This window comes from Kurthia sp. YJT4 (genome assembly GCF_030219945.1).
GTDB classification, from domain to species: Bacteria; Bacillota; Bacilli; order Bacillales_A; family Planococcaceae; genus Kurthia; species Kurthia gibsonii.
Map to the genome: position 1 here is coordinate 2,278,890 of NZ_CP126689.1, position 15,003 is coordinate 2,293,892.

20 protein-coding genes are annotated in these 15,003 nt (G+C 36.3%); 4 read left to right on the forward strand and 16 right to left on the reverse strand.

Features of this window, described 5'->3' with window-relative positions; genetic code table 11:
* Positions 1-277: 277 nt before the first annotated feature.
* Both QN089_RS11320 and QN089_RS11325 read right to left on the reverse strand, forming a co-directional pair.
* Positions 278-652 (reverse strand): PH domain-containing protein, encoded by a 375-nt coding sequence (locus tag QN089_RS11320; RefSeq protein ID WP_285215336.1) that lies wholly within the window; start codon positions 650-652, stop codon positions 278-280.
* Between the two features lie 273 nt (positions 653-925).
* Positions 926-1,288 (reverse strand): HesB/IscA family protein, encoded by a 363-nt coding sequence (locus QN089_RS11325; RefSeq protein ID WP_068451515.1) that lies wholly within the window; start codon positions 1,286-1,288, stop codon positions 926-928.
* A gap of 143 nt (positions 1,289-1,431) precedes the next feature.
* On the opposite strand from QN089_RS11325, the gene QN089_RS11330 reads away from it, so the two are divergent.
* On the forward strand, positions 1,432-2,118 hold the full coding sequence (locus tag QN089_RS11330) for a DUF2225 domain-containing protein (RefSeq protein ID WP_068451513.1): 687 nt from the start codon (positions 1,432-1,434) through the stop codon (positions 2,116-2,118).
* A gap of 61 nt (positions 2,119-2,179) precedes the next feature.
* On the opposite strand, the gene QN089_RS11335 is transcribed toward QN089_RS11330, so the two are convergent.
* Positions 2,180-2,401 (reverse strand): NifU family protein, encoded by a 222-nt coding sequence (locus tag QN089_RS11335; protein ID WP_068451510.1) that lies wholly within the window; start codon positions 2,399-2,401, stop codon positions 2,180-2,182.
* A gap of 81 nt (positions 2,402-2,482) precedes the next feature.
* Here QN089_RS11335 and QN089_RS11340 point away from each other — a divergent pair, with 81 nt between their 5' ends.
* Positions 2,483-2,812 (forward strand): YuzD family protein, encoded by a 330-nt coding sequence (locus tag QN089_RS11340; RefSeq protein WP_068451506.1) that lies wholly within the window; start codon positions 2,483-2,485, stop codon positions 2,810-2,812.
* A 121-nt stretch (positions 2,813-2,933) separates the two neighbouring features.
* On the opposite strand, the gene QN089_RS11345 is transcribed toward QN089_RS11340, so the two are convergent.
* Positions 2,934-3,998, reverse strand: a complete 1,065-nt coding sequence (locus QN089_RS11345; protein WP_068451504.1) for an NAD(P)/FAD-dependent oxidoreductase — start codon at positions 3,996-3,998, stop codon at positions 2,934-2,936.
* Between the two features lie 169 nt (positions 3,999-4,167).
* On the opposite strand from QN089_RS11345, the gene QN089_RS11350 reads away from it, so the two are divergent.
* Positions 4,168-4,404, forward strand: a complete 237-nt coding sequence (locus tag QN089_RS11350; RefSeq protein ID WP_068451502.1) for a YuzB family protein — start codon at positions 4,168-4,170, stop codon at positions 4,402-4,404.
* A gap of 52 nt (positions 4,405-4,456) precedes the next feature.
* Here QN089_RS11350 and QN089_RS11355 read toward each other — a convergent pair whose 3' ends face one another.
* Together QN089_RS11355 and QN089_RS11360 are read right to left on the reverse strand one after the other, a co-directional pair.
* On the reverse strand, positions 4,457-5,230 hold the full coding sequence (locus QN089_RS11355; RefSeq protein WP_141274611.1) for a TIGR01457 family HAD-type hydrolase: 774 nt from the start codon (positions 5,228-5,230) through the stop codon (positions 4,457-4,459).
* Between the two features lie 2 nt (positions 5,231-5,232).
* Positions 5,233-5,685, reverse strand: coding sequence for a DUF86 domain-containing protein (locus QN089_RS11360; RefSeq protein ID WP_087680036.1), 453 nt, complete (start codon positions 5,683-5,685; stop codon positions 5,233-5,235).
* 92 nt (positions 5,686-5,777) lie between these two features.
* On the opposite strand from QN089_RS11360, the gene QN089_RS11365 reads away from it, so the two are divergent.
* Positions 5,778-6,044, forward strand: a complete 267-nt coding sequence (locus QN089_RS11365; RefSeq protein ID WP_068451488.1) for a DUF3055 domain-containing protein — start codon at positions 5,778-5,780, stop codon at positions 6,042-6,044.
* A gap of 37 nt (positions 6,045-6,081) precedes the next feature.
* Here QN089_RS11365 and QN089_RS11370 read toward each other — a convergent pair whose 3' ends face one another.
* From QN089_RS11370 to isdE, 10 genes are all read right to left on the reverse strand, one after another.
* A complete protein-coding gene (locus QN089_RS11370) occupies positions 6,082-6,414 on the reverse strand; it encodes a YutD family protein (protein WP_068451485.1) in 333 nt (110 codons plus the stop codon).
* 27 nt (positions 6,415-6,441) lie between these two features.
* The gene (lipA, locus tag QN089_RS11375) at positions 6,442-7,368 is read right to left on the reverse strand and encodes a lipoyl synthase (protein WP_068451482.1); all 927 of its coding nucleotides are present in this window, start codon (positions 7,366-7,368) and stop codon (positions 6,442-6,444) included.
* A 155-nt stretch (positions 7,369-7,523) separates the two neighbouring features.
* A complete protein-coding gene (locus QN089_RS11380) occupies positions 7,524-8,621 on the reverse strand; it encodes an HD-GYP domain-containing protein (RefSeq protein ID WP_068451479.1) in 1,098 nt (365 codons plus the stop codon).
* 81 nt (positions 8,622-8,702) lie between these two features.
* A complete protein-coding gene (locus tag QN089_RS11385) occupies positions 8,703-10,070 on the reverse strand; it encodes a bifunctional metallophosphatase/5'-nucleotidase (protein WP_285215337.1) in 1,368 nt (455 codons plus the stop codon).
* A 43-nt stretch (positions 10,071-10,113) separates the two neighbouring features.
* The gene (locus QN089_RS11390) at positions 10,114-10,935 is read right to left on the reverse strand and encodes a sulfite exporter TauE/SafE family protein (protein WP_068451473.1); all 822 of its coding nucleotides are present in this window, start codon (positions 10,933-10,935) and stop codon (positions 10,114-10,116) included.
* Entirely contained in the window at positions 10,932-11,792 is an 861-nt protein-coding gene (locus tag QN089_RS11395) for a DUF72 domain-containing protein (protein ID WP_285215338.1), read from the reverse strand. The genes QN089_RS11390 and QN089_RS11395 overlap by 4 nt, the downstream gene beginning before the upstream one ends.
* A gap of 62 nt (positions 11,793-11,854) precedes the next feature.
* Positions 11,855-12,247: a VOC family protein gene (locus QN089_RS11400; protein WP_068451468.1), complete on the reverse strand. Its 393-nt coding sequence runs from the start codon at positions 12,245-12,247 to the stop codon at positions 11,855-11,857.
* A 135-nt stretch (positions 12,248-12,382) separates the two neighbouring features.
* Positions 12,383-13,159 (reverse strand): ABC transporter ATP-binding protein, encoded by a 777-nt coding sequence (locus QN089_RS11405; RefSeq protein ID WP_068451465.1) that lies wholly within the window; start codon positions 13,157-13,159, stop codon positions 12,383-12,385.
* The gene (locus QN089_RS11410; RefSeq protein WP_068451462.1) at positions 13,149-14,114 is read right to left on the reverse strand and encodes a FecCD family ABC transporter permease; all 966 of its coding nucleotides are present in this window, start codon (positions 14,112-14,114) and stop codon (positions 13,149-13,151) included. Before QN089_RS11410 ends, QN089_RS11405 begins: the two co-directional genes overlap by 11 nt.
* On the reverse strand, positions 14,111-14,983 hold the full coding sequence (gene isdE, locus QN089_RS11415) for a heme ABC transporter substrate-binding protein IsdE (protein ID WP_285215339.1): 873 nt from the start codon (positions 14,981-14,983) through the stop codon (positions 14,111-14,113). Before isdE ends, QN089_RS11410 begins: the two co-directional genes overlap by 4 nt.
* Positions 14,984-15,003: the final 20 nt, after the last annotated feature.

A 15,003-nucleotide genomic window follows, 5' to 3' on the forward strand; every position in this document is an offset into this window, starting at 1 on the left:
CTATTGTACCTATTACTTAAGTATTAGACAATGTAAATCACAGAACTTTTTATTTTGCCCTAAAAATTTAATAATTTCGCTAATTTTGTCTGATATATTAGTTTTTCAACGATTGATTATAAACTTGAAACACATGCATGAGATTGTTGGTGAATTATCATTAACAATACGAACTATAGCCATTTTACTTTGCAAATCTCAATCTGTTAGTATGTCGCATGTCAGCAAAAAAAAGAACGACCTACATAATAGAATGTTGGCCGTCTATATATTGTTACTATAAAACGTACCCCGCCAGTACGCTTTGAACTTGATAAATATTAGTCGCTTTATTAAAGTTTTTCTGTATTGGAACGGCACTTCCAGAAACCCATATCTTTAATTCTGCATCTAAATCAAATGTGCCTGCAGTTTCAACAGAAAAATGAACGATATTTTTATATGGAATCGAATGATACGCTGTTTTCTTTCCAGTAACACCTTGCTTATCAATTAAAATAAGCCGCTTATTGGTAAAGATAAATGTATCTCTTATAACTTTGTATGCGTTCTCTATTGTTTCTCCAGATATTAATAACTCTTTTAGTTCTTCCTGTAATTTAGTTATACTCGCTTCGGATGCGTTTCCCATTAGTCCATCAAATAGCCCCATATCAAATCCCACCTTCAATTATTTTATATATCAAACTAATTTTACCATTTATTCAAGCGAATTAGAATCTTAATCCTATTACCTATTTTATGAACTTTATTTAGCTGTTCATTTCATGAATATCGGTCATAAAAAAAGCGCTCCCTTCCATATTATTTTTCAATACAGAAGAAAGTGCTTTTTATCATTAATATTCAAATATGTGATGAAAACTAACTAGCACATAGTTGTTATAAATACGTTTGCATGTCACACTACTGTTCACTCAAGAAATTAGCAGTTTTCAGGTGTTCCAGCAACTTTTGCTGTTCTGAATGATGTACCGCAACCACATGATGCGATAGCATTTGGATTGTCGATTGTGAAACCGCCACCCATTAGAGATTGTTTATAATCGATTTTTGTACCTTGTAAAATAGCTGCGTCTTCTTTTGAAACAATCACTTTTAATCCATTTTCCTCGAACTCAACATCTGTTTCTTGTTTTTCTTGATCGAAGCCCATACCGTATGTTAAGCCGCTACAACCGCCACCTTTTACAGAGACGCGTAAGAACGCTGCTTCTTCTCCATTATTCTTCATCATTTCGTGAATATGGAAAACTGCTGCTTCTGTTATCTGAACGACATTTGTCATTTGCTTCACCTTCTTTCTTTCCTTTATCATATCAATTTTTCACATCAGAGTAAAACAACAAAACTTTTCATTTTCATCGCTATTTTTCGACAAATTATGATATAATAGTCTCATACATAACGTGAGAAATGAGGACTGTTAATATGGAAATAACTCCTTATTATGATAAACAAATGACATGTATTCATTGTCAAAAGAAATTTAACACTACAAAGATTCGCAAAAGCACAGTGAAAGTTGTGACAACAGACTCAGATTTTCATCCTATCTATGAAGGTGTGAATCCTCTGTACTATAATGTATTCGTTTGTGAACATTGTGGTTTGGCATTTACAGAGGACTTTTCTACTTATTTTGCACCGGGAACGCGTGAAGCGCTTCAATCACGTATTTGCGATCATTGGCAACCGCATTCTTTTGATGGGGAACGTACACATAACCAAGCTATTCAATCGTATCAACTCGCAATTATTTGCGGTGAAATAAAAAAAGAAAAAAATGTGTTACTTGCTGGACTTGCTCTTCGTACGGCTTGGCTTTACCGTGAACAAGGAAAAACCGATTGGGAAATTCGTTTCTTGGAAAGTGCGCGCGATAAATACGTTGAAAGCTATTTACAAGGTGATTATCAAGGGCTTGGTATGGGCGAATTAAAAATCCTCTACTTAATTGGAGAACTATCACGTAAACTTGGGGATATTGATATGGCAACACGTTACTTCTCACGTGTACTCGAAAAACAACGCACCTCAAACGAAACACGCATCGTTCAAATGACAAAAGAGATTTGGCAAGAGATACGTGAGAAAAAAGAAAAAGATATTGGGTAATACCCATACATATAAAAAAAGAGCGCGTCACGTTCGACACGCTCTTTTAAGCATACGTTGATTAGAATACTTGTTCAACCTCAATAACACCAGGTACTTCTTCTAATAATGCACGTTCAATACCTGCTTTTAATGTAATTGTCGAACTTGGGCAACTACCGCATGCACCTAATAAACGTAATTTTACAATTCCGTCCTCGATGTCTACTAATTCACAGTCACCGCCGTCGCGTAAAAGGAACGGACGTAATTTATCTAAAACTTCTTGTACTTGTTCTGTCATTTGTATCGACTCCTTTCTCTAAAATCATTATAATATTTATAGGCTTAAAAATCTATTAAAGAAATCGTGAGGGGATTAAAAGTGTCAGAAACAAATGTAGAAATTGAAATCTACGGAGCTAGCGTCCAATGTGCTAGTTGCGTGAATGCACCGTCATCCATCGATACGTATGATTGGTTGAAAGCAGCGATTGGACGTAAATATCCAAACCAACCTTTCAATATCACTTACATCGATATTGAGCAACCAATTGAGAATGAGCGCCATGCCGAATGGGCAGAGAAGGTTCAAAACGACGAATTTTTCTATCCACTTGTATTAATTAATAACGAAGTCGTTGGAGAAGGTTACATTCAGCTTAAACCAGTTCTTACACATCTAGAGCAATACGGTTTCAAAGTACCAGAATAGATTGAATAAAGAGTCTAGGGGATACATCACCCATCTCTTTTAAATAAATATAAAAAAAGATCAACCTCAGTATTGTGAGATTGATCTTTTTTATGTTGCTATGTACAATCAGAAGGCTAATTTAGCCGTTTTGATTTTTGTACATCCATAGTAAACCAGATTTCATAAGACGTGCAATACGTCCTGTTACAGTACGGTCTGCTAAGTAAACGAAGCCTTGTTTCTTACCAAGCGCACCCATAAAGCCTTTTAATTTAATGTCTGGCATTTTTTCAGGTAGTGATTCATTCGCCCATACTTTTTTCAGTACCGTAACAATTTGCTCACCTTGTTCCTCTGCTAGTTGTGCAGATGGTCCAAATTGAGAAGCTGCACAGTCACCCACTACATAGATACTTGTATCGACTGGTGTTTGGTGGTATTGGTTCACAGCTACACGTCCGCAGTCCATTTCAAGCTCTAAATCACGTACGACTTTCACAGGTTGAATCCCTGCAGTCCAAACGATTAAATCAATATCAATTTGATCTTCGTGATTGTAAAGTGCTGCTTTACCGACTTTTGTAATATTTGAGTTTGCAATAACATCGACATCATGTTTATCGAACCATTTTTTAACGTATTTTGATAAGCGTTCAGGGAAAGTTTTCAAAATACGAGGACCGCGGTCAAATAGTTTAATTTTTAAGTCTGAACGGCTTTCACGTAGTTCTGAAGCTAATTCAATACCAGATAATCCAGCTCCAACAATCCCTACTGTAGCGCCTGCTGGTAATGCTGAAATTGCATCGTATGCTTTACGTGATTTTGCCATTGTTTGAATGCTATATGAATGTTCTTCAGCGCCAGGTACGTTATGGAAGTTGTCTTCACAACCTAACCCAATAACTAATTCGTCATACGGAATTTCTTTACCATCTTCTAAAAACACAGCTTTTTTATCGCGATCAATATTCACGACTTCACCATAGACAATTGATAAACGTTCATGAGTTGGGAATGTCACACGCATATGTGTTTCAGGTGTTGTACCTGCCGCAAGTGCGTAGAATTCCGTTTTTAAACTATGGTACGGTGCGCGATCAACTAACGTAATTTGAACATCTTGTGGTAAGTTATTTGGTAATAGACGTAATAAAATACGCATATTGCCGTAACCTCCACCTAATAAGACTAAATTTCTCATTAGAACTCTCCTTTTCTGCTCACAATATCGTAACATTTTCTTTATCCCTAACGAGTATAAACGATTGTGAGAAGTTTCACAATATGTTTGTGAGAAGTTTCACAATTAAAATCAACTGATTGACGAAAATCGCGAAAAATAGTACTATCCTCTTTAGAGGTGACGCAACATGAATCCATTAGTTGAATTTTGCGTCAGTAACCTGGCAAATGGTGCACAAGATGCATTTGAAGTTTTAGAGAATGATCCGAATATCGATGTACTCGAATATGGCTGCCTAAGTTATTGTACGCGCTGTTCTGAAAGTTTATATGCGCTTGTCGACGGTGAGATGGTCGAAGCCGAAACTCCAGAAGAACTGACAAAAAAAATCTACAAACACATTGAAGAAAATCCATTATTTTAAATAATAAAAAGAGAAAGCATTCGTGTTGAATGTCTTTCTCTTTTTTATACATCTATTTAAAAAAATTTTTCAACTCTTCTAATGTCTGTACATAATATGTTGGTTGTAGTTTTTGCATTCGTACTTGTTCTGTTGGTGATACGCCTGTATTCACATGGCATGTATCAATTCCAAAATGAATTCCTGCTAAAATGTCAGTCTCATAATTGTCTCCAATCATAATCATGCGACTTTTTTCTAGTTGGAATGTTTCTTGCAAGGCTGCTAACATATGCGGCTCAGGCTTACCAATACTAATTGGCTCTACATTTGATACTTCCGCTAATAATCGAACAAGGCTTCCGTTCCCTGGAACGAAACCACGCTCTTTCGGAATTTTCAAATCTCCATTCGTTGCAATGAACTTTGCACCGTTTTGTAGTTGATACCCCGCAAGTTCCATCTTCTCATAATTTAACGTCGTATCAAGACCTTGTACAACGAGTTGTGCATGGTCTTCTACAATCGGAATACCCTCTTGTTCAAGCGCCTCATACAAACCCGTTTCACCAATAATAAAAGCGGTTTCATTTGGATAGTACTTCGCAATATATTTCGCTGTCGCAATGGCAGATGTCATGATGTGATCTCGCTCTAATTCAATCCCCATACCCGATAGCTTTTCATAAATTTGCTGTTGTGTCATCTTCGCATTATTCGTTACGTAAAAAGGACGAATACCTTGCGCACGTAAGAAATGAATGAATTCACGTGCCTCCGGAATAACTGTAGAACCTCGGTAAACAGTACCGTCTAAATCAAAACAATACGATGTATAGTTTTTCATAGTTAGTCTCCTTCTGGGATGAACGCAGTAACAACAATACCTGACTCTCTTTCAACAAACTTTTCTACAGACGGCTTAAATTGTTTTAAGTTTGGTAATACTTCATTCATTGTAGCTAATAGAGCATCGATATCTACTTCTAAAATATCACGCACAAGTACACGACGGTGACTAATCAATGCTTTTAAAGGCGCTTCCATATCAGGTGTTACAACTTTTTCATCCACTAAGATATCGATAATATCATCATAACTTCCTGGATCACGCATAATAAAACCATCAATTAATGTATTCCCTACATCAATAACTGCTTCAATCAACACATTGGCAATACGAGCTGCTGCTAATTCATGAACTGTATCTTGTTTCCAATCTGTTGTTGTTTCAAATGTTTGGAGTAAAGAGTCCATATAAACTAGATTTTTCGTAATTTTTTTACTATCGATGAAATACATTTGTACTTCTCCTCCATTCAAGGAATTAAGTTTGTTGAATCTTCTCTTATATAGTAACATATCTTTAGGAACTAGAGGGGGCAAGGTATAAAATGGACAGATTTTTCTTATATGATGACCAAGAAGACACATCAACGCGCTTTGTAAGCTTTATGGGCGAGGAACAGCGCTATGATTTAGCCATCATGCAAAGTACACGTTTTTACGGAAAATTAATCGTAATGGATATGCAATATAGTCGTTTCGCCATCATCGGTTCGGATGATTTAGATGAGCCTGGCTATCTCGAACATGTATTCAATCGTTCAGAAAAAGAAGCACAGGAACTACGTGAATATTTATATGAATTAGTTCACTAATAAAAAAGTAGCCCCTAATTAAAGGAGCTACTTTTCTTTATTCGCTGACTTCATTTTCTACAACTTCTGTTTCTACTTCTTGTACGACTTCTGGTTGCTTTTCGCCTCTTTTGAGTACAAAATATGCTGCACCAAAATTACAGTACTCATATAAATAATCTTGAAGTGTACCGATTTTTGTATCAAATGTTGCCTTGGCATTTTGATCATCATAAAAACCTTTTAAACGCAATTGACCATATCCCCAATCGCCCACGATATAATCATATTTCGCTAAAATATCGCTATAACGATTGGTGAAATCTTCTAGTTTAAAAGCCTCACGATAGTCTGTCTCAAGTGTATAAAGATATCCACCTGCACTAATCATATTCATCGTCCTCCGCTTATGGAGTGATTATTGATTTGACATTTGACGTTGTTTTGTTGCTGCATTTACTTGCTCGTCCGCATGGTAACTACTACGTACTAACGGACCCGCTTCACAGTGGCTAAATCCTTTACTCATCGCTACTTTACGTAACTTACCAAACTCAATTGGTGAGTAATATTTTTTAACTGGTAAATGCTTTTTCGTAGGTTGTAAATATTGACCAATTGTCATAATGTCTACGTTATTTGCACGTAAATCATCCATCACTTCATAAATTTCTTCTTCTGTCTCTCCTAATCCTATCATAAGTGATGACTTTGTAGGAATATCTGGCTGCATTTCTTTTGCACGACGTAAGAATTCTAACGAGCGATCATATGTTGCACGCGCACGTACACGTTTTGTTAAGCTACGTACCGTTTCAATATTATGATTTAAAATATCTGGACGCGCATCCATTAAAATACGTAAATTCTCCTCGATTCCACCCATATCTGATGGTAATACTTCAACTGATGTTTGAGGACTTTTACGACGAATGGCACGCACTGTTTCAGCTAATACGCTAGCACCGCCATCTTTTAAATCATCACGTGCTACAACTGTAATAACAACATGCTTCAGATTCATTAGTACAACCGAATCTGCTACACGTTCTGGTTCTGCTAAGTCTAATTCATTTGGTAAGCCTGTTTTAACAGCGCAGAAACGACAAGCGCGTGTACATACATCTCCTAAAATCATAAATGTTGCTGTACGACGCTCTCCCCAACACTCATGAATATTCGGACAACGTGCTTCCTCACAAACTGTATGTAGGTTTTTTTCTCGCATTAATTTTTTTAATCCACGATACTCGTCATTCGTATTTAGTTTGATTTTTAACCAATCTGGTTTACGAATATGTTCTTCTTTATTTGATTTTTGATTTGTCGGTTTACATGATGACACAAATATTCAGCTCCCATCATTATTTTAAGTAATCCCTTGCTTGTGTCAATGTACCATAAACGTGCTACTGTTACAATATTCAAAACCAATTATTTCAATCTTCTTTACAGAAAAAAAAAAGAGAAACTGCATACGAGTACAATTTCTCTTTTCTATTATTCACTTAAAACATAATCTAATTCGACTTTTACAATCTCAACATCATCTTCTAATTGATATTCATATGTAGCTTTTAATAATTGATTATCTTCTTCAAAAATACGTAGACCTGGTTTATTCGGTTGCGCATGATTTTGTTTATACACGATTCCTCGACGACCATCTGATAACAAAACAACCGAACCATTTGTATAAATCGCAATGACTTTTTCAAAAGCACGAACAACACGCTCATCATACAATGTACCCATACCTTCTTTAATAATTTCCATACCTTGTGAAGGGAGCATCTTATTACGATAGACACGGTTGGATGTCACCGCATCAAATACATCTGCAACTGCTATAATTTTAGCATAGGGATGAATTTCAAAATCAACCAGTCCACGTGGATAACCACTACCATCTAAACGCTCATGGTGTTGGAATGCACAGTGTGCTGAAAGTAATGAAATCGTATGTAGATTACGCAATAAATCAAAACCATAACGTGCATGCAACTTCATCGTATCGAATTCTTCTGACGTTAAGCGACCTGGCTTGTTTAAAATCTCAAATGGAATGAGCATTTTTCCAACATCATGAAGCATCGCGCCAATACCGATTTGACGAATTTCCTCTGCATTATATCCTAATTCGCGTGCAATGGAGATGGAATAGATGGTCACCTGCAACGAATGTTGATAAATATATTCATCATAAATGAATGCATCGCTTAATACTGTTACAATCTCTTTACTCTCGAAAATATAGTCCATTAAATCATTAATGATTGATACAAATTGCTTCGAATTTTCATCTAGACAATACGTGATGTTTTTTTCTCTTGTTGCACGTTTAATGCTATTAAAAGAGTCTTGTATTTGTTGAATAGCTTTATGTCTTACTTGTAATGGTACAGTTTCTTGGACATCAATGTCTTTTGAAATAGTATCTTCAATATACACATAGTGAATATTAAGTTGTACTAAGCGCCCAATAATACGATCCGTAATCTGTACACCATCTTGCAAAAGTGGTCTTCCGGAATCATTCCAAATTGTGCGTCCAATGACCATACCTGGCTTAAGCGATTTCGTTGAAATTAGCCTCATTCTTAATCCCCATTTGCTGTTTAGTCTCTTAATTGATTTTATTATATAACATATATGGCAAATATAAGAATGGAAATTAGCCTATTTTCCAAAATATTTGTAACCATATATTGCTAAAATATCGCGTAAAAAATGTGGGAGTAAATATGTTTTTTTCATATCCTTTAATTCTGGGAAAAACCAACCAAATGTAAACATATCGAGTGTCACTACTTGAATACGCGCATCATCTTGCTTTTTCATACCATTTACATAAAGTTCATCCTTTTTTACCTCACAGTGATACTTTAGCATCTTACCTAAAATGCGCCCCCTGAAGCCCAATCCTTTTAGCTCCATTTGAGACCATTCTGCATTTTGCTCATCTATTTTTTGTAAACACGCCTTCAATTGTGTGCCTGTCATCTCAATCTTACAAGCATTAATTGGATGGGGCAGCATTTGATGTAAATCATATGCAGTAACAGGACCCTTTTTCAGTGGGGTTAAAAAGATACCTGCACTAAAAAATGCACAATCTGCCTTTGCATAGTCCATCAATGCTTCTGCAAAAAAACGTGCCAAATGACTATCGTGTTGCCATTCTAAATTATAATAGCGAGAAGCATGAAATACTTCTACACTTAATTGTTCTTTTCCCCAATTATGAAGCGCTTCGAATTCACGTGTCTCTCCCTCAACGTGTGGTAATTGACTTGTCTCGATTAACTCTGTTTCAATCTTTTCGATTTTATGGTTTTCTGCACTATATTTAATAACAGAATAACCAATATACTGTCCAAATTTTCCACCCCCTGTTAACAAGGCTTGTTCTACTTTCTTGCCATGTTTTAATACATGATGGGTATGTGAACCGATAATTAAATCAATATTTGGAATCGTACTAGCTAATATTTCATCTGAATTTAGACCTAAATGAGATAGACATATTACAATATCGGTCCTTTCACCGATTTCTTTAGCAGTTTTTTGCAAATTTTTTATAGGATCTGTGACTTTCCAACCTAACGGGCCATAATAATCATAAAAAGGAGCTGTTGCACCAATTACCCCTATTTTTATCCTGTCGTGCGTTGTATAAATTTTATAAGGGGATGCCCATACAGGCTGGGTATCATCTTGTTCTTTTAAATTCGATAAAATCACATCAAATTCTGTCTGTTCGTAAAGCGCTGCTAAAGCCTCTTTTGATAAGGTAATGCCTTCGTTATTACCAATTGTCACAGCATCATAGCCAGCTTCATCTAACAAGTGAACATTCTCTCGTCCAAGCGTTGCTTCTGTATAAAGGTCCGCTCGATCAATAAAATCTCCTAAATCAAAAATAAAACAAGCTTCTCCTTGTTGTTCGTGTATTCGACGCTGTGTTTGTAAATACTCACGCGTCCTTGCCCATGTTTTCAGATGACTATGAATATCATTCGTATGATAAATATGAATCGTTGTCATCTCATTCACTTCCTTATCTTCGTATTCGTGAAATGCTTACTCTTTATATTAATCCTACTACAATTGAACGAATTCCGAGAATCAGAAGCATAATTCTTAAAATAAAAATTACTGTATCTGACCCTAACCGTTTATTCCAAGCCGCACCAACTTTTGCACCAATATAAGCTCCTGGTATGACAGCTAATACTAAATGCCATGGAACATGCCCAAAGTAAATATGTGAAGCCGAATTAACAAGTGATGTTAAAAATACTAAAAACATCGATGTGGCAACTGCAATATGTGGTGGGAATAAAAAAAGAATGACAAGCATTGGCACAATCATAGATCCCCCGCCAATCCCAAACATACCTGACATCATACCAATTACAAATGTCATCACGAATGCAAACCAAATTGGATAGCCGTATGTATAACTTTTACCATCTAAATCTGTTTTTGTTATTTGCATACCATGATTTTTAAACCATTCAATCGGTTTAAATCGATTTTTAAAAATTAAAATGAGTGATAGTACAATCAATAATAGACCAAAGTAAAGGTTAAATGATGGCAAATCTAGCTGTTTACTAATCCATGCGCCAACGAATGTACCAGGAATACTTCCCGCGAATAAAATGAACCCAGATTTATAATCTACCGTACCTGACTTTATATACGATAAAGTTGAAGATAGGCCGATAAAAATCATCATAATGACGGATAAGCCAACAATTTTTTGTGGTGTTAGCTCTGGAATCATTCCTTGTGAAATACCAAAGTATAGCAATGCGGGTACAAGAATAACGCCCCCACCCAATCCGACTAATGCACCAATAATCCCTGAACAAAGTGAAAAAAATAAAATAATTGCGTATGTCATGTGTCATCTCCCCCAAATAAATCGAGCTGTTTTGGCGCAAGTCCATCGTAAGAAAGACCGAGCATATGAACCAGTGTTTTCGCATTTGGAAAAGCATCATAATCTGAATTATTATTAAAAACGACATATACATCTTGCACTTGTTTTTGAAGTGTCTCAATGACAGTTTTTAATTCTTGTAATTCCTCTTCATTATAATGATATAAAAAACGTACTTTTCGCCACTGTTCATTGTTCCCAGGATTACGCCATCCATGTACGTTTCGTCCATGAATTCTCACGAGTGCCTTATTCGATGTTGCCTGTGCAACAAGTGGAACACTGCCTTCTCCAACTTGCGGTTCATCACATACTGTATGAATTAGTTGTAATGATTTGAGTAATTGAAAAGTTCCTTCACGATACGGTTTGTCGTACCATGTACGATTTCGAAATTCAATCGCAACCGGAAAATCAGCTAACTGTTGTTTCACATAGCGTATATATTGTACATTTTTAAATTGGCAATCAAACCATGGTGGAAACTGTACAAGGACAGCCGCTAAACGTCCTGCCCGCTGAAAGATTTCGGCTGCCTCTCGAAAAGCTTGGAACATCTCACCTTTTGTTTCATATGGTAAATTATCACGTAGATGTCCTGTCATTCCTTGATACGCTTTTAATATGAATCGAAAGGTGGTTGGCGTATCATCCAGCCATTTTTGAATTGATTTTTCATTTGGAATCGCATAAAACGATGTATCCACTTCAACAATCGGGAAATGTCCACTATAATCGTATAATTTATCTGTTGCTTTCGTTGTTTTACTATATGCTGCTGGGTGATCTCCCCAGCCTGTTAAGCCAACATAAATCATCACTTCACATCCTTTCTTACTATGATAAAGGTATTTGCATTAAAAAAACAGCCACTAAGCTTCTAGTGGACTGCTTGATTTTCTTTAGATAAGGTTGTCTTAAAAGCAATTACGTAGCCATCTAAATCCCGAATTGCAAACTCTTTGAAACGTATACCCTCTTCATATGTATCGCGTGGATTGAATGCAAAAAGAGCACCGTTATTTCGATATGTTAAATACATTGAATAAAGTTCTTCGACTGTATCTACACATACGTATAATTCTGGTTGTAACTTCTTTGGGTGTATTTCAGTGACATCCGTTGCTTGTTTTAAATGGATTACAAATTTTTTCTTTTCATCCACAAACTTCGAACCTTCTCCTTGAATCCCTAAAATCGTTGAGTAGTAATCGACGGAAAGTTCTAAATCCGATACAAGAATTTCTTTTTCAGAATTCTGCATAGGCGACATCTAAGAATCTTCATCCTTTCATAATGAAAATATTGTGCGTGCATCACAATGAATGACTCATATGTTCTTTCTATCTAAGGGACCATCATTCTATAAGAAAGACGCATAATTAGTAGTACCCCTCCCATTTTCATTTTAAACCTTCTTTTTTAAATGAATGAAATGTTTTTCACAATTGCTATCTTGAATACTCTTTACATGTATTCGAAATATGCGCTGAATCAAAGTTTCTGTCAAAATTTCTTCTGTATTTCCTTTTGCAACAACTTTCCCACCCTGCATAACGATAACTTCATCACTAAATTGCAGCGCTTGATTTAAGTCATGTAGTACCATGACAATCGTACGATTTTCCATTCGATTCATTTTTTCAATTACATGTAAAATTTCAAATTGATGATGCATGTCTAAGTAGGTTGTCGGTTCATCTAAAAGAATATATTCACTTTGTTGTGCGAGTGCAAGTGCAATCCACACACGCTGTCTTTGCCCTCCTGAGAGTTGATGCATAAACTGATGTTGTTGGTCTATTAAGTCCGTTACGCGTAAAGCATCATCTACAATTCGATCATCCTCTGTCGTAAATCGCATCATTCCTTTACGATGTGGATATCTCCCCATCTCTACTAATTTACGGACTGTATAATTCATCGGTACATCATTTTGCTGATGAACAACAGCAAGCTTTTTCGCTCGTTCTTTTGCTGTATAAGTATAAAGCGACTGCTCATCTAATAAAAGTGCGCCACTTGTCGGTTTTAAAAGTCCTGCTAATAAATGTAACAATGTCGATTTCCCACTACCATTCGGTCCGATAATCGCTGTCACCTTTCCTTTCGGAATCATTAGCTGGTCAATCGCTAAAAAAGGAATTTTTGGATTATATGAAAAAGTAAGTTGTTTAATGTCCATAAATTGCACCAAACTTTCGAATTAATAAGATTAAGAACGGACCACCGATTAATGCCATAATAACCGAAGCTGTGATCTCATATGGCGGAATAATCGTTCTACCAATCGTATCGGCTACAAGTAAAAGCGCTGCGCCAAAGAGTGCTGAAAATGGTAATAAAAAACGATAATCTGAACCTACTAATAAGCGAGATATGTGTGGTACTAATAAACCGATAAAAGCAATTGAACCAACAATGGCTGTTGCGACACTCGCTAAATAAATTGATATAAATAAAACCGTCCATCTAACACGCATCAGTGGGAAGCCGATACTTCGAATCGTTTTCTCGCTCAATCCAAGTACATTACACCAACTCCCAACGAAAAGTGCTATGACAATTCCAACACCACTAAATAGCATTAATCCATTCGCATCATCCCACGTTTTCATACTTAGGCCTGTACTTTCCGTAAAATGAATCGCAGTCACGCCTGATACTTTAATAATGGCTGTAAACATCGCATTTAATGCAATCCCAACTAACAATACATAAATTGGTGACATTTGATATTTTTTCGTCACAGTATATAGGATGAGGAAGGCGATGATTCCACCTGCAAAAGCAAAAATTGGTGCATAAAAGAATAGATGCGGCAGAAAATTAATAACGACAATATTTCCAATCATCGCAGCTGTCGTAATACCGATAATTCCCGGATCTGCGAGTGGATTTTTAATTGCGGCTTGTAAGAGCGCTCCTGCTAGTCCTAGTGCAGCACCTGCGAATAGAGCAATCAGTACACGTGGTAATCGTAAATCAAATATAACGCCGATTTGTCCATCACGTTGGCCAAATATCCCCTTGACGAAGTCACTAATTGTCATGGGAATACTGCCTAACGTAAGCGACAGATACAAAATAACGATGAGCACGATTAACATTCCGCTATACATCCAAATGATTTTCTTCATGATTTTTTCTCCTCATACAATAGTTCATACAATGTTTGAAGGGCTTCATCTGCATTAACATTCGCTGTAATCCCAAAAAGATTTTCATCTAAGTCATAGACGCGCCCTTCTTGTGTTGCTTTAAAATTACGCCATACGGTATTTGTTTTGAATTCTTCATCAAACATCGTTTTGACTTGTTTTGGAAAGCCATGTGAAGCACGTAAAATAACATCTGGCTGCATTTTGTATAACGCCTCTGTATTTGATGCAATAAACTCCTCATCTGATTTTGTCGCTTGAATGCCATTTTCGCCACCTGCCAATTCAACTAAATTACCTAAAAATGATTTTTCTGTTGAAATGAGATAACTTCCTGGTACACCTAATAAAATTAATACTTTCGGCTTTTTCTTCTGTTTGATTTTCTTTTGAATGGTAGCGATTTGTTTGTCATACACTGCATTCAACTGCTCCGCTTCTTTTTTACGATGAAACTGTTCACCTAGCTCTGTAATCGCTTTTTGCATGCCCTGGATGGAATTATAATTATAGTAAGTAGCGGATACACCACTACCCTTTAACGCTTTTTCCATCTCTGGTTTAATACTTGTAACACTTAAAAGATGTGTTGGCTGTAGACTACGCACTATTTCTAAATTGGGCTGCTTCGCTTGCCCAATCGCCTGAACTTTCGCATATTTTTTTGGCAATACCTTTTCTGTATTTGGTACACCCACTAAATCTAAATTAAGCTTAGCAGCTGTTTCTGTTAGAGCAACAGTTGTTGCAATAATCCGTTCTCCTTCTTTTTTCGTTGGTTGTTCTTGTTTTCCACATCCTACTAAAAATAATAGACAGATTGTGACGCATAGGACGACTTTTTTCATGTTAGAACCTCCTTTATAAA